Annotated in this window: 17 protein-coding genes; 9 read left to right on the top strand and 8 right to left on the bottom strand. The window is 65.3% G+C overall.

What is annotated here, in order from left to right:
• Positions 1-16 precede the first annotated feature (16 nt).
• Positions 17-2932, bottom strand: coding sequence for an excinuclease ABC subunit UvrA (gene uvrA, locus BLEFHOIH_RS25180; protein ID WP_088348825.1), 2916 nt, complete (start codon positions 2930-2932; stop codon positions 17-19).
• A gap of 202 nt (positions 2933-3134) precedes the next feature.
• Here uvrA and BLEFHOIH_RS25185 point away from each other — a divergent pair, with 202 nt between their 5' ends.
• The gene (locus BLEFHOIH_RS25185; protein WP_088348826.1) at positions 3135-4487 is read left to right on the top strand and encodes a pentapeptide repeat-containing protein; all 1353 of its coding nucleotides are present in this window, start codon (positions 3135-3137) and stop codon (positions 4485-4487) included.
• 401 nt (positions 4488-4888) lie between these two features.
• Here the strand turns inward: BLEFHOIH_RS25185 and BLEFHOIH_RS25190 are convergent, their stop codons facing one another.
• A complete protein-coding gene (locus BLEFHOIH_RS25190) occupies positions 4889-6403 on the bottom strand; it encodes a hypothetical protein (RefSeq protein WP_088348827.1) in 1515 nt (504 codons plus the stop codon).
• Positions 6404-6445: 42 nt separating this feature from the next.
• Entirely contained in the window at positions 6446-7765 is a 1320-nt protein-coding gene (locus tag BLEFHOIH_RS25195) for a hypothetical protein (RefSeq protein ID WP_088348828.1), read from the bottom strand.
• 306 nt (positions 7766-8071) lie between these two features.
• Here BLEFHOIH_RS25195 and BLEFHOIH_RS25200 point away from each other — a divergent pair, with 306 nt between their 5' ends.
• Positions 8072-8710 (top strand): nitroreductase, encoded by a 639-nt coding sequence (locus BLEFHOIH_RS25200; RefSeq protein ID WP_245297188.1) that lies wholly within the window; start codon positions 8072-8074, stop codon positions 8708-8710.
• A 397-nt stretch (positions 8711-9107) separates the two neighbouring features.
• Here the strand turns inward: BLEFHOIH_RS25200 and BLEFHOIH_RS25205 are convergent, their stop codons facing one another.
• From BLEFHOIH_RS25205 to BLEFHOIH_RS25225, 5 genes are all read right to left on the bottom strand, one after another.
• On the bottom strand, positions 9108-9938 hold the full coding sequence (locus tag BLEFHOIH_RS25205) for an FTR1 family protein (RefSeq protein WP_088348830.1): 831 nt from the start codon (positions 9936-9938) through the stop codon (positions 9108-9110).
• A gap of 12 nt (positions 9939-9950) precedes the next feature.
• On the bottom strand, positions 9951-10307 hold the full coding sequence (locus tag BLEFHOIH_RS25210) for a cupredoxin domain-containing protein (RefSeq protein ID WP_245297189.1): 357 nt from the start codon (positions 10305-10307) through the stop codon (positions 9951-9953).
• A gap of 311 nt (positions 10308-10618) precedes the next feature.
• Positions 10619-11488 (bottom strand): CoA ester lyase, encoded by an 870-nt coding sequence (locus BLEFHOIH_RS25215; RefSeq protein WP_088348831.1) that lies wholly within the window; start codon positions 11486-11488, stop codon positions 10619-10621.
• The gene (locus BLEFHOIH_RS25220) at positions 11488-11946 is read right to left on the bottom strand and encodes a MaoC family dehydratase (RefSeq protein WP_088348832.1); all 459 of its coding nucleotides are present in this window, start codon (positions 11944-11946) and stop codon (positions 11488-11490) included. The genes BLEFHOIH_RS25215 and BLEFHOIH_RS25220 overlap by 1 nt, the downstream gene beginning before the upstream one ends.
• 13 nt (positions 11947-11959) lie before the next feature.
• The gene (locus tag BLEFHOIH_RS25225; RefSeq protein ID WP_088348833.1) at positions 11960-12745 is read right to left on the bottom strand and encodes an NAD kinase; all 786 of its coding nucleotides are present in this window, start codon (positions 12743-12745) and stop codon (positions 11960-11962) included.
• Between the two features lie 12 nt (positions 12746-12757).
• Between BLEFHOIH_RS25225 and cutA the strand changes: the two genes are divergently transcribed.
• From cutA to BLEFHOIH_RS25260, 7 genes are all read left to right on the top strand, one after another.
• Positions 12758-13162 carry a divalent-cation tolerance protein CutA gene (gene cutA, locus BLEFHOIH_RS25230; protein ID WP_088348834.1) on the top strand — a complete coding sequence of 135 codons (405 nt, stop codon included), beginning with the start codon at positions 12758-12760 and terminating at the stop codon, positions 13160-13162.
• A 180-nt stretch (positions 13163-13342) separates the two neighbouring features.
• Complete coding sequence (locus BLEFHOIH_RS25235; RefSeq protein WP_170937375.1) at positions 13343-14176, top strand: DUF882 domain-containing protein; 834 nt, start codon at positions 13343-13345, stop codon at positions 14174-14176.
• Positions 14177-14614: 438 nt separating this feature from the next.
• On the top strand, positions 14615-15004 hold the full coding sequence (locus tag BLEFHOIH_RS25240; RefSeq protein ID WP_125461889.1) for a hypothetical protein: 390 nt from the start codon (positions 14615-14617) through the stop codon (positions 15002-15004).
• Between the two features lie 77 nt (positions 15005-15081).
• Positions 15082-15783, top strand: a complete 702-nt coding sequence (locus tag BLEFHOIH_RS25245) for a CDP-alcohol phosphatidyltransferase family protein (RefSeq protein WP_088348837.1) — start codon at positions 15082-15084, stop codon at positions 15781-15783.
• Between the two features lie 130 nt (positions 15784-15913).
• Complete coding sequence (locus BLEFHOIH_RS25250; protein ID WP_245297190.1) at positions 15914-16654, top strand: TerC family protein; 741 nt, start codon at positions 15914-15916, stop codon at positions 16652-16654.
• Between the two features lie 204 nt (positions 16655-16858).
• Positions 16859-17755 carry an alpha/beta hydrolase gene (locus tag BLEFHOIH_RS25255; RefSeq protein ID WP_170937376.1) on the top strand — a complete coding sequence of 299 codons (897 nt, stop codon included), beginning with the start codon at positions 16859-16861 and terminating at the stop codon, positions 17753-17755.
• A gap of 135 nt (positions 17756-17890) precedes the next feature.
• Entirely contained in the window at positions 17891-18991 is a 1101-nt protein-coding gene (locus tag BLEFHOIH_RS25260) for a choloylglycine hydrolase family protein (RefSeq protein ID WP_170937377.1), read from the top strand.
• The last annotated feature ends 98 nt before the right edge of the window (positions 18992-19089 follow it).

The raw sequence follows: 19089 nt of genomic DNA on the forward strand, positions 1-19089 counted from the left end.
GGACGGCTTGCGGCTGTCACTCCGCCGCCTGCGCCCTCTTCATCGGCCTTCTCGCCAGCAGCTCGGCCAAAAACTGACCCGTATAGCTTTCCTTCACCTTGGCGATCTGCTCGGGCGTCCCCTCGGCAACGATGCGGCCGCCGCCGTCGCCGCCTTCCGGGCCCATGTCGATCACCCAGTCGGCCGTCTTGATGACCTCGAGATTGTGCTCGATAACCGCGACGGTATTGCCGGCATCGACCAGCTCGTGCAGCACTTCCAGCAGCTTCGCCACGTCGTGGAAATGCAGGCCCGTGGTCGGCTCGTCCAATATGTACAGCGTCCGGCCCGTCGCGCGCTTCGACAGCTCCTTGGCCAGCTTAATGCGCTGGGCCTCGCCGCCGGACAGCGTCGTCGCCTGTTGGCCGACCTTGATGTAGCCCAGGCCGACCCGCGCCAGGGTCGCCATCTTGTCACGCACGGCAGGCACCGCCTTGAAGAACTCCGCCGCCTCCTCCACCGTCATGTCCAGCACGTCGGCGATCGACTTGCCGCGGAAATGGATCTCCAGCGTCTCGCGGTTGTAGCGCTTGCCCTTGCAGACGTCGCAGGTGACGTACACGTCGGGCAAAAAGTGCATCTCGATCTTGATGACGCCGTCGCCCTGGCAGGCTTCGCAGCGGCCGCCCTTGACGTTGAAGGAGAAGCGGCCCGGCAGATAGCCGCGCGCCTTGGCCTCCGGCAGCCCGGCGAACCAGTCGCGGATGGGCGTGAAGGCGCCGGTATAGGTGGCCGGGTTGGAGCGCGGCGTGCGGCCGATGGGCGACTGGTCGATGTCGATGACCTTGTCGAGATGGTCGAGCCCCTGGATGTCCTCGAAATGCGACGGGGCCTCGCGCGCGCCGTTCAGCCGCCGGGCGACCGCCTTATAGACGGTCTCGATCAGCAAGGTGGACTTGCCGCCGCCCGAGACGCCGGTGACCGCCGTCAGCGTGCCGAGCGGGATGTCGGCGGTGACGTTCTTCAGATTGTTGCCGGTCGCGCCGATGACGCGCAGATGATTGCCCTTGGCAGCCTTGCGCCGCTGCTTCGGCACCGAGACCTGCCGCGCACCGCTGAGATATTGGCCGGTCAGGCTCGACGGCGTCGCCATGATCTTTTCCGGGATGCCCTCGGCGATGATCTCGCCGCCATGCACGCCCGCGCCGGGGCCGATATCGACGACGTGGTCGGCGAGCAAAATCGCCTCCTCGTCATGCTCGACGACGATGACCGAATTGCCGAGATCCCGCAGGTGCTTGAGCGTTTCCAGCAGCCGCGCGTTGTCGCGCTGGTGCAGGCCGATGGAGGGCTCGTCCAGCACATAGAGCACGCCGGTCAGCCCCGAGCCGATCTGCGAGGCAAGGCGGATGCGCTGGCTCTCGCCGCCCGACAGCGTGCCGGAATTGCGCGACAGGGCGAGATAGTCCAGCCCGACATCGTTCAAAAATTTCAGCCGGTCGCGGATTTCCTTGAGGATGCGCGTGGCGATCTCGTTCTGCTTGGCCGTCAGCTTCTCCGGCAGCGCGGCGAACCATTCGCCCGCCTCGCGGATCGACATGCGCGAGACTTCGCCGATATGCAGCCCGGCGATCTTCACCGCCAGCGCCTGCGGCTTCAGCCGAAAGCCGTTGCAGGCGTCGCAGGGGTGGTCGGACTGGTAACGGCCCAGCTCCTCGCGCACCCAGGCCGAATCGGTTTCCTTCCAGCGCCGCTCGATATTGGTGATGACGCCCTCGAACGGCTTGGTGGTCTTATAAGTGCGCATCCCGTCGTCATAGACGAAGGTAACCGCCTCGCTGCCGGTGCCGTAGAGTATGGCGTTCTGAACCTTCTCCGGCAGCTCGCTCCAGGGCTCGTTCATCGAGACCTTATAATGCTTGGCGAGGGCGTCGAGCGTCTGGGTGTAATAGGGCGAGGTGTTGCCGGTGCGCGCCCAGGGCACCACGGCGCCCTTGCGCAGCGAGAGCGACGGGTCGGGCACGACCAGGGAGGCTTCGAATTGCAGTTCCGTGCCGAGGCCATCGCATTTCGGACAGGCGCCGAACGGGTTGTTGAAGGAGAACAGCCGCGGCTCGATCTCGTCGATGGTGAAGCCGGAGACCGGGCAGGCGAAACGCTGCGAGAACAGCAGGCGCTCATGCGTGTCGTTCTTCGACTTGTTCGCGCCCTTCATCGCCTTGGCTTCGAGCGGCTTGTCCGGGAATTCGGCGCTGGCGAGGCCGTCGGCGATCTCGAGCGCGGTCTCAAAACTGTCGGCGAGCCGGTTGCCGAGATCGGGGCGCACGACGATGCGGTCGATGACGACGTCGATATCGTGCTTCAGCTTCTTGTCGAGCGCCGGCGCGTCGGCGATTTCATAGAACTGGCCGTCGATCTTCACGCGCTGGAAGCCGCGCTTCATGAAGCCGGCCAGCTCCTTCTTATATTCGCCCTTGCGGCCGCGAATGACCGGGGCGAGCAGATAGAGCCGGGTGCCCTCGGGCAGCTCCATGACGCGGTCGACCATCTGCGAAATGGTCTGGCTCTCGATGGGCAGGCCGGTCGCCGGCGAATAGGGCACGCCGACGCGGGCGAACAGCAGCCGCATATAGTCGTAGATCTCGGTGACGGTGCCGACCGTCGAGCGCGGATTGCGGCTGGTGGTCTTCTGCTCGATGGAGATCGCCGGCGAAAGCCCTTCGATGGCGTCGACATCGGGCTTCTGCATCATTTCGAGAAATTGCCGGGCATAGGCGGACAGGCTCTCGACATAGCGCCGCTGCCCTTCGGCATAGATGGTGTCGAAGGCCAAACTCGACTTGCCCGAGCCCGACAGCCCGGTGATGACGACAAGCTTCTCGCGCGGAAGGTCCAGCGAGATGTTCTTGAGATTGTGCTCCCGCGCGCCGCGGACGGAAATGAACTTTTGCATGGAGAGCCCGAGACCAGAATGGCTGTCAATTTAGCAGGGGACGTGGAAAAGGCACGGGACGATTTGTCTCTGCCCCCGGATAATTCGTGGATTGCTCCTTGCATTTAGGTGCAGATCGTTGCGGTACAATGTGTAGTGCGTTTCTCACTGCGCAAAACCACCGCTTGTGACCATATGCCTATTGGGTGCGGAGTAATTCGGCATGACGTTGATTGACCCCACGGTCGAGCGGATCGAGGCCGGGTTCCGGGAATTGCTGCAGGAGGTCAACGCCACCAGCGCGTCGACCCGCGCGGGCTGGCTGTTTTTCCTGGGTTTGCAGGCTTATTTTTTCGTTACCCTCGCCGGCATCGGCCACCGCGACCTGCTGCTGGATAAGCCGCTGACGCTGCCCATTCTCGAGGCGCAGGTCAATCTGACCGGCTTCTTCCTGTTCGCGCCGCTGATCCCGCTGATGGTGCATCTGGGGGTGCTGATCCAGCATGTCCAGCTCGCACGGCAATGCCGCGAGCTGCATCGCCGCATCGCCATCTTCGAAGGCGCGAGCCTGTTCCGCGCGCACCGGCACCGGATGCATCTCAACTCCTATTTCTTCACCCAGCTCATTGCCGGCGGCCCGCGCGGCGGCCTGTTCGCCTTCTTCATGGCCTTGATCGCCTGGCAGACACTGGGCCTCCTGCCCGTAATCCTGCTCCTGGATTTCCAGACCTCGTTCCTGCCCGTTCACAACCTCGACGTGACCTGGCCGCAGCGCGCCTATGTGGTGCTCGACGTCGTGCTGCTGGCGATCTTCGCCGTCTATATGCGCTATCCCACGGCGAGCTTCGTCTCCGGTTTCGGCCGCACCATCGTCGAGCGCCCCTTCAGCTTCCTGCTGGCCGGCATCCTGATGGTCGGCGCGATGTTCTTCTCGCTCAGCGTCGCCACCATTCCAGACGAACAAATGGACCGGGTGATGACGGTTCTGATGCCCGCGCCGGTGCCGTTCGACGATGCGGGCGCGGTGGTCGGGGCCGCCGCTGAGCCGCGCCAGGCTTTCCTGCCGACGGCCTATCTGTTCGAGCGCGGCATCGACCCGCTGTCCGGGCGGCCGCTCGGCTTCTTCGCCCGTAATCTGATCCTGACGGACGCCGATCTGGTGCCCGGCGGTCCCGAGACCGGAGCCGGGGAAGCGGGCGCCAATCTGCGCCGCCGCGATCTGCGCTATGCAACGCTCGACCGCTCCGACATGCGCAATGCCGACCTGACCGGCGCGCTGCTCACCTGGGCGAGCCTGCGCGAGACCAATCTCGCCGGCGCGCGGGCGGAAAAGGCGGTGTTCCGCGGCGCCGATCTGTGGCGGGCCAAATTCGCGGTTCCGGCCGGGGCGATCAGCAGCGGCCCGGTCGGCGGCATCGACATGCGCGGGGCGGATCTGCGTGGCGCCAATCTGTCCGAGGCCAATCTGCAAGGCGCCGACCTCACCGGCGCCCTCTTCGAAGGCGCCGACCTGCGCGCCGCCCAAATGGACCCCGAAGACGCCGCCGAGGCGACGCGGCAGGGCGCGAAGTTTTAGGGGGCGGTGGTGATGGAATCGGTCGGCGCCTCAGTCGTGCTGTCATTCCCGCGAAGGCGGGAATCCAGCATCCTTGAGGAGGCCGTTGTGGACGCGGCTGGATTCCCGCCTTCGCGGGAATGACAGAACAAATGCCGTCGCCCCGGCCGTCAGAGCCGGGGCCCACTCGCATCGCCTCTTGCCGCAGGGCTTGCGGATGGGCCATTGGATTCCGGCTCGCCGCTTTCGCGGCGTCCGGGACGACGGTTTTCGTAATCCCCGCGAAAGCGGGGACCCGGTAAAGGGCAAATTTCGCCGTGGTGCCCCTGCTCAACCGCGGATGCTGCGGAGTACTGGGTCCCCGCTTTCGCGGGGATTACGGCTGTGCGGTAGGCGTCTCGGTATGGCCAGTCGCATCCGCCCTACGGCATCACCACTTCGACCTGCTTCTTATCCCCGGCCTCGACGGTGAATTTCTTGGCGAACTCGCCATTCTTGTGCTGGACCTTGACCTCGTAATTGCCCGCCGCCAGCACATGCGAGGGGAACGCCCCGCCGCTCTTTTTCACCAGTTGCCCGTCGCTGCCATAGATGTTCCAGATCGTGTCGGCGAGCGCCTCGCCGCCGGGCTTCTGCACCAGGCGGAAGGTTACCTTGCCGGCCTGATGGTCGATGGTGGCCTCGGTCAGCTTGCCCGCCTCGACCGTGATGTCGGCCTCCATCACGGCGTTGCTGTCGCCATAGGAGCTCTCGACCCGGTAGGTGCCGCTGTTCAGCCGCATGATGATGCCGGGCTTGGCGCCGCCGATCACCTTGCGGCGGTTGCCATATTGGTCGGTCTCCTCCGAATAGATGTCGAAGGTCAGCGACTGGTCGGACAAAAGCGGCTGCTTGGCGAGCGTCGCGTAGAGCCGAAGGCCGCCGGCATTCAGGTTGAACACGTCCTCCTGGCGCTTTTCCGGCCAGACCGTCAGCCGCTTGGTGATGTTGGCCCGGCCATAGGCGGAGTTCACCAGATAATCGCCCGGCGTCAGGGTGACGGTCGGGCGCGCCTCGTGGAAGGTGAACAGCAGGCGGTAGCTGCCATCGTCGTAGACGCGGCCGTCATAGATGCGCCAGGTCAAGCCGCTGGTCAGCGGCTGGGTGTCCTTCGCCAGGATCGCCGCGAGGGTCAGCGTGCCGGGCTCCTTCGAGGTCGCGGGCTGGCCGCCGGGCGAGCCGACGCCGCCGATGGGGGGCAGGAAGGCGGGCACCGGCTTGCCGTCGGCATCCTCGCTATTGCCGGCCGCCGCCAGCCTGAGGATGCGCTGCAAGGCGTTTTGCAGCTCGTCCGCATTGCCCGCCGTCATGAACACGCCGCCGGTCTGCTCGGCGACGCAGGACAATTCCTGCAGCTTGTCGTCCGCCTCGGCGTCGAAGCCGATGACGTGGACGATGCTGCGCGGGGATTTCTCCTTCAGGTCGCTGGCCGCCGCGCAAGGATCGGCCTCGCAGCTATCGACGCTGCCGGCGACCAGGATGACGGATTGCGCGCCGGTCTGGCTCTTCAAGAGCTTGCCCGCCGCCGTGATCGCCGAGGCGATCGGCGAGGAGCCTTTCGGATTGGCGGCCTCGAGCGCCTTCGAATCGGCATCGGGCGTGATCGTCCCCGTGCTCTTCAGCGTTTCGACGGCGTCGCAGGCCTTGCCCTTGGCGGTGCCGAAGGCGACGACGCCGAGATTGAGCTTGCCCGCCTGTTCCTTGAGCGCGGGCGCGATCGCGCCGCGCAAGGTAGTGATCTTCGGGCTGCCGGCGATCTTGCTCCACATGGCGCTGGAATAGTCGAGCACCAGCACGGCTTCATTATCCGCGCTGGCGGCGTGGCCGGCGCAGAGGAAAAACATCAGGCCTAGCGCGAGGACGCGAACGCAGGACACGCTGAAGGACGTCTGGTTCATGGCCGCACCATCCCCCCGAGTTGTAGCGGAAATTAGGCGCCCCTATTGGGCGATCAGCTCGATGATCTGCTCCTGGTTGGAAGCCGCCTCGAAGGTCTGGGTATAGGTCTTGGCGTCGTGCTGCGCCATGGCTTGATAGTGGCCGGCCTGGAGAATGAGCGAGGGCGTGGCATCCTGCGAAATCAGCACCGTGCCGCCGCCATTATATTTCAGCGTCCATTTCACCTTTTCCATCGCCGTGCCCCCCGGGCCCGGCACCAGCCGCAGCTTCACCTCGCTCGCCTTGTGCTCGAAGGCGACGTCCAGCACGTCGCCGGCAGCGACGTCGATCTCGCGCGCCTGGCGGGCATTGTGCCAGCCATACTGGCTCTCGATGCGGTAGCGCCCGGCGGGAAGGAAGATGGTCGGCGAGGGCTGGGTCGAGGTCAGCACCTCCTGGCTGGCGGCGCCGTCGGGGCCGTTCAGGCTGTAGACCCGGTAGAGCAGGTTCTGATCGAGCGGCTTGTTGTTGCCCGCCATCACCGAGGCGAGGCGCACGCCGCCGGCATTGAGAATCAGGTCCTTCGTCGTGGTCTCCGCCGCCCGGACGGCGACCTCCTCCTCGACGCGCGCCATGCCGAGCACCGCGGCGACCCGGTAGCGGCCGGCCGGAAGGCTGAATTTGGGCTCGTCGAGATAAGAGCGCGAGATTTCCTGGCGCCGGCCGACCTCGCCATTCTCGAACACCAGGAAGGTCGCCCCGCTCAGCACCGGGCTGCCGTCCTTGGCCCGGGCGGTCAAGGCGAGCGTGCCGCTGTTGAGGATGGCCTCGGCGCGGCTTTCCTGGCCGGCGGTGACGGTGACGGGCACTTCGACTGTGGCAAAGCCGCGCTTCGCCGAGAGCACGTAATCGCCCGCCGGGACGTGGAACACCGCCTCGGACAGGCTCGACCGACCGATTTCCGCCGATGCGTCGCCGCTGGCGGCGCCGGCCCGGCGCAGCACGAAGAACATCTCGTCGAGATGCGGTCCGCCCTTCACGGCGACGCCGTCGACCAGCAGCGTGCCGGCATTCAGCGAGATGGTCGGCTCGGTGCTCTGATTGGCGGCGATCTCGACCTCTTGGCCGCCCTTCGCCAGCCCCCAGCTCGCCTCGATATAATAGCGTCCCGGCTTGAGCCGCATCTGCGGCTCCCCGCCGCCGCCACTCCAGACCAGCTCCCTGTCGGTGGTGCCGGCGCCGAGCTTCAGGACGCGCCAGGACAAACCCTCGGCGATCGGCGGCGATCCATGCGCCAGCACGGCGCGCAAGGTGACGATATTGCCGCGCTGGGAGCCTTTCTCCGGCGGCGGCGGAAGCTCGTCGTCGTCGTCATCGACCACCTGCGCGTGACGGCGGTGCCCGATAGGCTGTACTCGATGCGCATCAATCGACTGTATGCTATCGTAAGTTGCTGCGGCGGCGGTCGAGAGCGAGGCCGCGCGCGCAGGGGCCGGGCCCAAGCCCAGCAAGCCGAAGCTTAGGCCAAGAACAGCCGTTGCGAACGCGAAAGCTCTTCGAATAAAGCGCATGGGTCCAGTCGGGAGCGGAATCTTTGCGTCCCACCTTTCACAGCTTTCTCTTGCTTGTCCAGTGCCGTGTGATGAGCTATGCGGGAGCAAAGGACATTAGCCTGGAAGTTTGCAATTATGACGGCAGCGACGAAGATTTCGACAACGAATGAGCGGGATGCCACGGATATGGTGCATGAAGAGCTGCTGCGGCATCTGCGCGGCCGGCGCTCGGTTTCGGCCGGAGCGCTGGTCGAGCCCGGCCCGGACCGCCCGGCGCTGGAGGCGATGCTGACCATCGCCGCCCGCGTGCCGGACCATAAGAAATTGGCGCCGTGGCGTTTTATCGTGTTGGAAGGCGCGGCGCGGGCGGCGTTCGGGGCAAGGCTGGCCGCGATCTGCGCGGCAAATGAGCCCGAGGCGTCGCAAACGCGGCTGGAACTGGAGCGCACGCGGTTTTTGCGCGCGCCCGTCGTCGTGGCGCTGGTTTCCTCGCCGAAGCCGCATCCGGCGGCCCCCGAATGGGAGCAGGTGCTGTCGGCGGGGGCGGTCGGGCTGAACCTGCTGCATGCCAGCGCCGCCATGGGGTTCGGCGCGCAATGGGTGACCGAATGGTACGGCTATGATGCGGCGGTGAAATCGGCCTTCGGCCTGACCGACGCCGAGCGCTTCGCCGGCTTCATCTATATCGGCACGGCCCGCGAGACCCCGACCGACCGCGAGCGCCCGGACCTCGCTGCCATCACCAGCTTTCCGGACGCACCGTCCGGAGCTTAAATCTTGACCTCCCAAAGCTGTCCCCCGTAACCGATCCGCAGCCCTCTCCCAAGGGAGACCTTTGCGTATCGAAGGTCCTCTCCCCGTCGTCCCGGACGGCCGTCAGGCCGAGCCGGGACCCAATCATATTTCCGCTATTGCTGCGGCAAGTGGAGAGGCGAGTGGGCCCCGGCTCTAACGGCCGGGCGAAGGAATCGAAGTTTTGCAAAGGTCTTCAAAGGGAGAGGGTTGGGGGTGAGGGGGTAATCCCTATCGGTAGGGCAGGACATCGCCACACGGAGAGGCATTACCCCCTCACCCGGCACGCCGGCGCGTGCCGCCCTCTCCCACGGGGAGAGGGCTCGGCTGCGGCGTATTCGCGGGCCGAGCATTGCGGCGCCGCTGACCTGACAACGCGTCAGCTCGCCGGGACGCGGTGACCGGGATCTTGCGATCTGGCGAGCCGCATCAGCGCGATCATGGCCAGCACCGTCGCGGCGTAGGCGAGGACCTGGGCTTGATTCGGCCGGTCCGTATAGCCGATGAAGGTGTGCAGCAGCCGTCCGATCAGGCTGTCGGCGGAGAGCAGCCACGAACTGTCCCAGACCGTCTCGCCGAGCCATTCGAAATAGCCCGCCTGCTGCAGGAAGGCGACCGCCTGCGAGGCAAGGCCGGCGGCGAGAAAGATGATCAGCGCCGAGGTGACGCCGAACAGATAGCGCAAGGGGATCGCCAGCAGGCCGAAATAGAGCAGGGCGGAGACCGCCGCCCCGGCGGCGATGCCGAGGGCGCCGGCCGCCAGCATTCCGGCGGCGCTGTTGTCGCCCGACGCGGCGACGCCGTAGAGGAACAGTACCACCTCCGAGCCTTCGCGCAGCACCGCGACCCCGACCACCACCGCCAGCGCCGTCAGCGGACGCTCGCCCGATGCCACATCCGTCCCGACCTTGCGCATTTCCGCCGCAAGCTCGCGGCCATGCGCGGCCATCCAGGCATTGTGCCAAGTCAGCATGACGACCGCGACCAGCAGGATGGCGGCGTTGAACAGCTCTTGGCCCGTCCCGGCGAAGAGATCGGCGATCTCACCGGCGAAAGCGGCGACGATGGCGGCGCCGGCCAGCCCGGCGGCGATGCCGGCGGCAACCCAGAAGCCGCGCTGCGGCAGCCCCTTGGTCGCCGCAAGCACGATGCCCACGATCAGGCCGGCCTCCAGCACTTCGCGGAAAACGATCAGCAGAGTCGCGAGCATCGGCGGCCTCGATTATTCGGCGATGACGACGCCCTTGGCGGTGCTCTCATGATATTCGCCGACGAAGGGATAGCGCCCGGCCTTCAGCGGCTTCAGGCGCACGGTGCCTTCCTTGCCGCCGGCGATGACTTTTTCCACCTTCAGCTCGTGCGATTCGAACTCTTCGGCGGTCGAATCCTCATTCTTGATCTGCAGCACCACGGCCTTGCCCGCCTGGACGCGGATTTCGTCGGGGCTGAACTTGTGATCCTTGATAGTGATCTTCAGCGTCGAGTCTTCGGCACTGGCCGCGTGGCCGACCAGCAAAGCGGGCGCCGCGAGCAGCATGGCCGCAAGCAAGGTGCGGGGACGAATCATCAAAATTTTCATCGCAGTCTCCTCCCAAGACGGCAGGCCCCGATGGCCGAAAATGCCGCCGCTCATCTTCGAGATAAAAAACGATAGCCAGCCTGCCGAGGTGGGAGGAGTGCACTCTTCGCAGGCATATTCATGCGCGCCGCGCATATTTCCGAGGGCGGATCGTGTTTAGATCGCAATGATTTGAGTTTAATTGCAGCGTTCTGTATTTGCCTGACGGCGGACGAGCAGTGCTCGGTACCGAATCCGAGGCTGATGCGTCGGTGTATTCAGGCGGACGACCAACTTTCTACGGCAGGTTGCTTAGAACAGCGCGGCTGGCACTAACGGAGCCGCGCAAGCACCTTCTGTGCGCGCAGCAGATGCGGCCGGTCGACCATGCGGCCGTCGAGGCCGACGACGCCCGCGCCAGGATTGGCGTCGAAGGCGGCGACGATGGCGCTGGCCTCGGCGATGGCTTCGGGGCTCGGAGCGAAGGCAGCGTTGATGGCGGCGATCTGGCCGGGATGGATCGCCATCTTTGCGGAGAAGCCATCACGCGCGGCATCGGCGGCTTCGCGGGCAAGACCTGCCTCGTCGCGAAAATCGGCGTAGATGCTGTCGATAGCCTGGACGCCTGCCGCGTGCGCCGCGATCAGGGCGAGATTGCGGGCAAGCGCGAACGGCCCGGTGAAAGCGCCCGACGCATCCCGCGCCGAACTCGCGCCGATGGCGGTGCCGAGATCTTCGGCGCCCCAGGTCAGCCCCTCGAGTCGCGGATGCGCATCGACGAAACTCGACATTTGCAACAGCGCCAGCGGCGTTTCCGTCGCGATGGCGATGATGCCGATGTCGTCAGCGTCCCGCCCTCCCGCGGCCTCGATCATTGACGCCAGGGTCTGAACATCGGCGCCGGAATTGGCTTTGGGCAGCATGATGCCTTCCGCCAGCGGCAGCACCGCCGCCAGATCGTCGGCCGTCAGCCCGGTGCCGAGATCGTTGACGCGAACATAGAGCCGGGGCCGCTCGCCATCACCGACATGCGCCGCAAGAAACTGCCGCGCCGTCTCCCGCGCCTCGGCCTTGGCGCCCGCCGCGACCGAATCTTCCAGGTCGATCAGCAGGCAATCGGCGCCGCTGTCGAGCGCCTTGTCGAGCTTGCGCCCGTCGATCGCCGGGACGAAAAGGTAGGAGCGTGGCGATGGCCCGTCCATCACGCCGCCGGACGCTTGCGCATGAAGGCCTGCCTTGTGCAGACGGCGACCAGCCGGTCCTCCTGATTGAACGCCTCATGCCGCAATTCGACGATGCCGGCATCCGGCCTTGACCGGCTCTCGCGCTTGCCGACCACGGTCGTGCGCACATGCACCGTGTCGCCATTGAACAGGGGATGTGGGAATTTCACATCCGTCATGCCCAGATTGGCGATGGTGGTGCCGAGCGTCGTGTCGTTCACGGAGATGCCGACCATCAGGCCGAGAGTGAAAAAGCTGTTCATCAGCGGGCGGCCGAATTCGGTCTCGGTCTCGCAGAAATGCCGGTCGATATGCAGGGGCTGGGGATTGTGGGTGAGGCAGGAAAACAAGGTGTTGTCCATCTCGGTGACGGTGCGGCGGATCGGATGCTCGATCACCAGACCGTCCTCGAACTCCTCGAAATAAAGCCCCTTCATCGCGCTCGCCTCGTCAATAGCGGAACTGCTCGGCCAAGCTGCGGTCGTCCAGCTCATGGCCGGGGTCGAACAGCAGACGAAGGCCGATGCCGCGCTCCTCGGCGATCTCGACCTTCAGCACATTGCGGAATTCCTTGTGATCGGCGACGGCGCTCATCGGCCGCTTATGCGGCTCCAGCACTTCGATGGTCACCTTGGCCGAACTCGGCAGCAGCGCGCCGCGCCATCGGCGGGGGCGGAACGGGCTGATCGGCGTCAGCGCCAGCAGCGAGGCGTTGATCGGCAGGATCGGCCCATGCACCGACAGATTATAGGCGGTGCTGCCGGCGGGCGTCGCGACCAGCACGCCGTCGCAGATCAGCTCCTCGAGCCGCACCTCGCCATCGACGCTGACGCGCAGCCGCGCCGCCTGATGGCTGAGCCGGAACAGCGACACTTCGTTGATGGCGAGCGCCTTGCCGGGCGTGCCGTCGGGAAGCGTCGCGCGCATCCTGAGCGGATAAATCATGTTCAGCTTCGCGACCGAGAGCCTTTCACGCAACTCGTCTTCGCGATATTCGTTCATGAGAAAGCCGACCGAGCCCCGGTTCATGCCGTAGATCGGAATATGGGCGTCCATGAAGCGGTGCAGCGTCTGCAGCATCAGGCCGTCGCCGCCGAGCGCGACGATCGCGTCGGCATTTTCAGGCGTGACATTGCCGTAGCGGGCGGACAGGCGGGCGAGCGCCTGATCGGCTTCCGGCGTGCCGCTGGAAACGAAAGCGATGGTCTCGACTGGGCTCTCGAGTGTTTGGGTCATGGAGCTATCGGAATGAGTGATACGGACGACGATAAAGCCGCTTCGCGCCCCATAGGCGCCGAAAGCGTGGTCCCGCAAACAGCGGATGATACTGCAGCTCTATTGATTTACACCACCTTTCCGTCCGAGGCCGATGCGAAATCGGTGGGACGCGCGCTGGTCGAAGCGCGCCTTGCAGCCTGTGTAAACCTTCTTCCCGGCGTAATTGCGATCTTTCGCTGGCAGGATCGGCTCGAAGAAGCGGCGGAAACCGGCATGATCGTCAAGACCACGCAAGGCCGCGCGGCCGAGGCGCTGGCCGAAATCAAGCGGCTGCACCCTTACGAAACGCCCGCCCGGCTGCTGCTTCCCGTCGCCGGCGGCGGGGCGGATTTCCTGCGCTGGATCGCGGGGGAAGTGGCCGGGCCGCGATCATAACCGTGTGTTCCGCCTTCGCCCGAGGCGCGGCTTGGGTTGCCGCTCGCGCCAAAGCTGTGCATAAGAGTGAGCTTGGCTAGGGCATGGGGGCACATGGCTTCGTCTCGCTTTCTCACCTTTTCCACGCGTGCGCTTTTCGTTTCCGCTGCTTTTGCCGCCTGTCAGCCGGCGGATGCCGGGGTGGAAAATCCGTCCCCCCCATCGCCGGCGGCGGAGGCCGCCGCCAGCATGCCGAACCCCAAGCCGGTCGAGCGCCATCTGCGCCTGAAACATCACTGGACCGGCGAGGAGATCGAGGTGCTCTACCGCATCGGCGACGACTACCAGCCGGCCGCCATGGAGAGCATCAGCCATTTGCTGCGCGACTGGCGCTGCAACAAGACCATCGCCATGGACCCCAAGCTGATCGACCGGCTCTACGCGCTGCAGCAGGCGATCGGCGATCACCGCACCATCCGGGTGATCTCGGCCTACCGTTCGGAGGGCTATAACGCCTCGCTGCTCGCCGCCGGCCGCAATGTCGATCCCAACAGCCAGCATATGCTCGGCCGGGCGGCGGATGTGTTCGTGCCGGGGCTGAAGCCGGACAAGCTGCGCGAGGCGGCGGCCAAGGCCGGCGTCGGCGGCGTCGGCTATTATCCGTTTTCGGGACCGCGCTTCGTGCATGTGGATAGCGGCCCGGAGCGGCAATGGACGGAGATGGATCCCGCCGAGCGCCGCAAGCTCGGCATCCACGGACGGCGGCGCGGCCCCTTCAAGCTCGATTGCGAGATGAAGATGGATCAGGCGCTGCAAGACCCGGGCGTGGTCGAGCAGCTCGCCGCATTGCCGGCGGGCGCCGCCGTAATCCCGGTTGCCGCCGTGCAGCAGGCCGCGGCGAGGGCGGCGGAGGCAACCGCGGCTCTGCCGGCGGCGGCCGACGGCGGACCGACCTGCGAGGCCGGGCAGCCGATGACGCCGCTGGCGCTCCTGGCGCGCGACGGCGAGCCGGTTTCGGCGCCCGGCGGGCGCTAGCGGGGGGATTCCGATCGCGCGAGAGGGGGAGAATCGCCATTAGCCGCGCGATTCGATCATCAGTTATTTCCCCTAGTCCCGATTTTGGCATGGGACACCGCCGCATTACGGCGCGGCCTGCCCCGTCCATGGCGAGATTGTGGCGGGGGCCTGGCCCCGTTTTACACCGATTATCCACCGATATAGCGGTATTTTCGCCTCAATCGGCCGCTCATTCGCAGGGTTTTTTGGCATTTTGCGGTGATTATGGGAAAAGCGAAGGTGCTTTTGGGCCAAAATATGGCACCTGCCGGCCAACTCTGTTGCACATGCATCACAGGCCTGCGAAATCGGCGCTAAAAGTCGTTTGTTTTCAATGTCTTAAGGTGCGATACGACAAACTTGCAATGGCACGGCCCAGCAGCCATTTTAGGACATAGAGATTCTGGAGCGGGTGAGATGGCAAGACGTCCTCTCAAAATTCTGGCGGCAAGCTGCGCACTGACCTTGGCGATCGTCCTGGGGCAGGCGAGCGGCGCACACGCCTTCACGGAGACGAAAGTCCCGCCGCCTCCCGGGCAGGGGGTGGCGCCGGAAGGTGCGCCCGCGCAGCTCCAAATCGGCAAGCCGGAGGACGGCAACGGCATGGCGCTGTCCTCGCCGGCGACCAGCCAGGCTGGCGGCACCGAGCTGACCATTCCCGGCGTCGGATCGGTGGGCACGCTGCCGAAGCTGGATTTCGGTCTCGAGCTGCTTTACGGCGCGGGCAACAGCCCTGCGGCCGAAAAGCCCGAGGACGAGAAGAATGACGATGTGCTAATCAAAGGCACGATCAAACATCGCTTCTGAGGCGGAACCATCCTTCTCCAACGTATGAGTGGCGGCCATGAGCCGCCATTTCGCTGTTTACGAGGTCGCGGAAATTTATGCTCAGGCGACTCTCCGCCGTCGGCGTTCACGTTTTTACGTCAATCGGCGCCGTGCTCGGCTTTCTTGCCCTGATCGAAGCCGCCGCGCACCGCTGGGAGGCCGCATTCTGCTGGCTCGGCGTCGCGCTGATCGTCGACGGGGTGGACGGACCGCTGGCGCGCTGGCTGCGGGTCTCGAAAGTGCTGCCGCGCTTCTCCGGCGAACGGCTCGACCTCATCATCGACTATTTCACCTATGTCGTGGTGCCGGCCTTCATGATCTATGCGGCCGGGCTCATGCCCGACGGGCTCGATCTGGTGGCGGCTGGCATCATCCTGATGAGCTCGCTCTTCCACTTCATCGACCGCGAGAGCAAGACCGAAGACGGCTTCTTCGTCGGCTTCCCCGCCATCTGGAACGTCGTCGCCCTCTATCTCTTCGTCTTCCCGATGCCCGCCGAGCTTGCCTTCGCCGCCATCGTGCTGCCCGCCATCCTGACCTTCTTCCCGATCAAATGGGTGCATCCGGTCCGCGTCGTGAAGCTGCGGCCGCTGACCTTCTGCGTCATGGGCGCCTGGGGTGTCGCCATCGCCGCGACGCTCGCCCATGGTTTCCCGGCCTCGCGCACCGAGCAGATCGTCGTCGGCCTGTCGAGCCTCTATATCCTCGGCGTCGGCATCGCCCGCAGCCTTTTCACGCGGCCGGGCGCCGTGGGCTGACGAGCCAAACCGGCGTCCACTTTTCCTCATCCCCTGCTAAAGCGAAGCCCGGCTTTCCGTAATTGGCCTTGTACTACATCCGCCAACTGCGCTAAGCGAAACCTCGAAGATGCGACGAGGGGAAAAAGCCGTGGAATTATTGACCGATCCGAATGTCTGGGCGAGTTTCGTCGCCTTGAGCGCGCTCGAAATCGTGCTCGGCATCGACAATGTGATTTTCCTCTCGATCATCACCGAGAAGCTGCCCCCCGATCAGGCCAAGCGCGCCCGCCAGATCGGCCTCGCCCTGGCGCTGGTCTTCCGCATCGTCCTGCTGCTGTCGATCTTCTGGATCATCGGCATGACCCGGCCGCTCTTCGAGGTGTTCGGCCAGGATTTCTCCGTCCGCGACCTGATCCTGATCGCCGGCGGCCTGTTCCTGATCGTCAAGGCGACGCAGGAGGTCCATGCCGAGATCGAAGGCGAGGACGAGCATGAGGAGAAGGGCAAGGCGCCGGTCGCCGCCGCCTTCAGCGCCGTCATCGCCCAGATCGTCGTCATCGACGCCATCTTCTCGATCGATTCGATCATCACCGCCGTCGGCATGGCCGAGCGGGTGGAGGTCATGATCGCCGCCGTCATCCTCGCCATCGGCGTCATGTATGTGGCGGCCGAAACGGTCGCCGCCTTCATCGAGCGCCATCCGACGACCAAGATGCTGGCGCTGACCTTCCTGATGCTGGTCGGCATGGCGCTGGTGGCGGACGGCTTCGGCTTCCACATCCCGCGCAGCTACATCTACTCGGCGATGGCCTTCGCGGCGGCGACGGAGGTCTTCAACATCATGGCGATCCGGCGCAGGAAACTGCGCCGGGGCGGCAAGCGTCCCTGATGCCGCCAAGGCCCCGCGTCCGAAGGCGCTATGGCACTTCCGCCCGGCATCGTGTTTAACGCAAAAGCGTTTCCCCTCCGGCGCCATCATGCCGGGATGGCCTATTTACGCCATAGTGTGGTTTATGGTGCCGGGACGTCACGATATTGCAGTTCGGCAGGGTGCGAGCGCATGAAGCTTTCGGCGGTCTGGAGAGGTGGGTACATGCTGCGGCTTTGCGTGCTCCTCGTATGCGCGCTGCTGACGGCGGCGCCGTCCGCCGCGAATGAGGTGACGATCGAGAATCAGGGCCTCGACGTCCTCGGCAATCTCGAGTTGGCGCCGGGCAAGACGCTCAAATCCGACGGCGTCGTGCTGCTCGTGCATGACACGCTGTCGCATCACCGCATGGAGATCATGTCGGCGATGCAGGAATTGCTGCGCGAGCGCGGCATCAACTCGCTGGCGATCACCCTGGGGCTCGGCCTGAATGCGCGGCGCGGCCTGTTCGACTGCTCGATCGAGCAGGACCACCGCAATGAGGATGCGGCCGTCGAAATCGCCGGCTGGATCAATTGGCTGAAGGAGCAGGGCGCCAGCAGCGTGACGGTCGCCGGCCATGCGCGCGGCGGCACCCAGGCCGCGATCTATGCGGCCAAGGACCCGGACAAGGTGGTGAAGCGGCTGATCCTGATCGCGCCGCTCGCCGACACGCCGACCAGCCTCGAGGCCGAATACGACCAGCGCTTCAAGCAGCCGCTGCCGCCGATTCTGGCCCAGGCGGAAAAGCTGGTCGCCGAGGATCAGTTCACCACGCTGATGCTCGACGTGCCGTTCCTGGTTTGCGACCGGGCCAAGGTGACGGCGGGGGCGTTCGTGAACTATTACGGCTCCAACCAGAATCTCTACACGCCGAGCCTGCTGCCCCATATCAAGCTGCCGACGCTGGTCGTCGTCGGCGACCAGGACCCGCTCGCCTCCGAGCTGGTTCCGGCGATCCAGGGCATCCCCGGCCCGACGACCTTCACCCTCGTGGAGATCCCTGGCGCGGACCATTTCTTCCGCGATCAGGCGGCGGAAGACCTGACCGACAGGATCAAGGCGTTCCTCGAGAAGAAATAAGCGGCGGCAAGGGGCCCCCCAATTTCCCGGAAAATGCTTCGGACCGGAGCACCCCTGGCTTAACCAATGCGGGGTTAGGCTCGCATGGATCGCGGCCGGCGCGGTGCCGCGCCCTGCGCCATGGGAGCCAACACGATGCCCTGTCCCTCGATCGTCGCGTCCTTGTTCGCCGGTTCGGTGCTGTGCCTGGGCGCGCTGCCGGCCGTTGCCTGCACCTCGATGGTGTTCCGGGCGCAGGACGGAACCGGCATCTATGCCCGCACGATGGAATGGGGCGCGACCGATTTCAAATCCGAGCTGATGCTGGTGCCCCGGGGCACGGAATTCACGGCGCAGCTCGGCGACGGTGCCTCCGGACGGGCCTGGAAGACCGTTTACGGCTTTGTCGGCATCAATGCGGGCGGCCTCAATTACGGCACCGACGGCATGAACGAGCAGGGGCTGACCATCGGCGCGCTGTTCTTCCCCGGTTTTGCCGAGTTCCAGCAGCCGAGCGCCGATCAGCAATCGGCGACCATCACCAGCATCGACCTCGTCAATTATGTGCTCGGCAATTTCAAAACTGTCGAGGAAGTCCGGCAGGCGATGCCGGGCTTGCGCGTCGTGCGCAATGCCGAGATCGAAAAGCAGTTCGGCGGCCCGATTCCGCTGCATCACGTCGTCAGCGACGCGACGGGCGCCTCCATCGTCATCGAATACACCAAGGGCACGCTGGCGATCCATGACAACCGGATCGGCGTGATGACCAACGCCCCCAATTACGACTGGCATCTGCTCAATTTGCGCAATTACACCAATCTGCGGCCGATGGGCGCCCCTCCCGAGGCGATCGACGGCGTGTCGATGGCGCCCTTCGGCGCCGGCAGCGGCATGCTCGGGCTGCCGGGCGACTTCACGCCGCCATCCCGCTTCGTCCGCGCGGTGGCCTTCGTCCATGCGATGGCCCCGGTCAAGGACGCGGCGGCGGCGGTCGACGCGGCCTCGGCGATGCTGAACAATTTCGACATTCCCGAGGGCCTCGTCCGCGAAGGCGGCAGCGCGGACGAATACACCCAGTGGTCCGTCATCGCCGATACGCGCCACAAGGTCTATTATTACTGGACCAAGTACGACCGGCGCATGCGCAGCGTGGATCTTGGCAAGCTCGATTTCACGGCGGCGACAATGTCCAGCTTCCCGCTGGACCGCGAGCGCGTGCAAAGCATCGAAGACCGCTCAGGGGATTTTCCGAAGTAGAGTGGGTCGGATGAGTGGCGCATCCTCCCCAACGAAATCCCCGCAAAGGCGGGGATCCAGTACGCCGCAGCGTAAGCGGTTGGGCCGAATGCCAGTTG

It is taken from the genome of Rhodomicrobium sp. R_RK_3, from assembly GCF_002198715.1.
Classification (GTDB): Bacteria; Pseudomonadota; Alphaproteobacteria; order Rhizobiales; family Rhodomicrobiaceae; genus R-RK-3.

Excerpts from the sequence above, each read along its gene's own strand:
- uvrA (WP_088348825.1), bottom strand. The coding sequence starts at position 2,932 with ATGCAAAAGTTCATTTCCGTCCGCGGCGCGCGGGAGCACAATCTCAAG.
- BLEFHOIH_RS25185 (WP_088348826.1), top strand. The coding sequence starts at position 3,135 with ATGACGTTGATTGACCCCACGGTCGAGCGGATCGAGGCCGGGTTCCGG.
- BLEFHOIH_RS25190 (WP_088348827.1), bottom strand. The coding sequence starts at position 6,403 with ATGAACCAGACGTCCTTCAGCGTGTCCTGCGTTCGCGTCCTCGCGCTA.
- BLEFHOIH_RS25200 (WP_245297188.1), top strand. The coding sequence starts at position 8,072 with ATGACGGCAGCGACGAAGATTTCGACAACGAATGAGCGGGATGCCACG.
- BLEFHOIH_RS25205 (WP_088348830.1), bottom strand. The coding sequence starts at position 9,938 with ATGCTCGCGACTCTGCTGATCGTTTTCCGCGAAGTGCTGGAGGCCGGC.
- BLEFHOIH_RS25210 (WP_245297189.1), bottom strand. The coding sequence starts at position 10,307 with ATGAAAATTTTGATGATTCGTCCCCGCACCTTGCTTGCGGCCATGCTG.
- BLEFHOIH_RS25215 (WP_088348831.1), bottom strand. The coding sequence starts at position 11,488 with ATGGACGGGCCATCGCCACGCTCCTACCTTTTCGTCCCGGCGATCGAC.
- BLEFHOIH_RS25220 (WP_088348832.1), bottom strand. The coding sequence starts at position 11,946 with ATGAAGGGGCTTTATTTCGAGGAGTTCGAGGACGGTCTGGTGATCGAG.
- BLEFHOIH_RS25225 (WP_088348833.1), bottom strand. The coding sequence starts at position 12,745 with ATGACCCAAACACTCGAGAGCCCAGTCGAGACCATCGCTTTCGTTTCC.
- cutA (WP_088348834.1), top strand. The coding sequence starts at position 12,758 with ATGAGTGATACGGACGACGATAAAGCCGCTTCGCGCCCCATAGGCGCC.
- BLEFHOIH_RS25240 (WP_125461889.1), top strand. The coding sequence starts at position 14,615 with ATGGCAAGACGTCCTCTCAAAATTCTGGCGGCAAGCTGCGCACTGACC.
- BLEFHOIH_RS25245 (WP_088348837.1), top strand. The coding sequence starts at position 15,082 with ATGCTCAGGCGACTCTCCGCCGTCGGCGTTCACGTTTTTACGTCAATC.
- BLEFHOIH_RS25255 (WP_170937376.1), top strand. The coding sequence starts at position 16,859 with ATGCTGCGGCTTTGCGTGCTCCTCGTATGCGCGCTGCTGACGGCGGCG.
- BLEFHOIH_RS25260 (WP_170937377.1), top strand. The coding sequence starts at position 17,891 with ATGCCCTGTCCCTCGATCGTCGCGTCCTTGTTCGCCGGTTCGGTGCTG.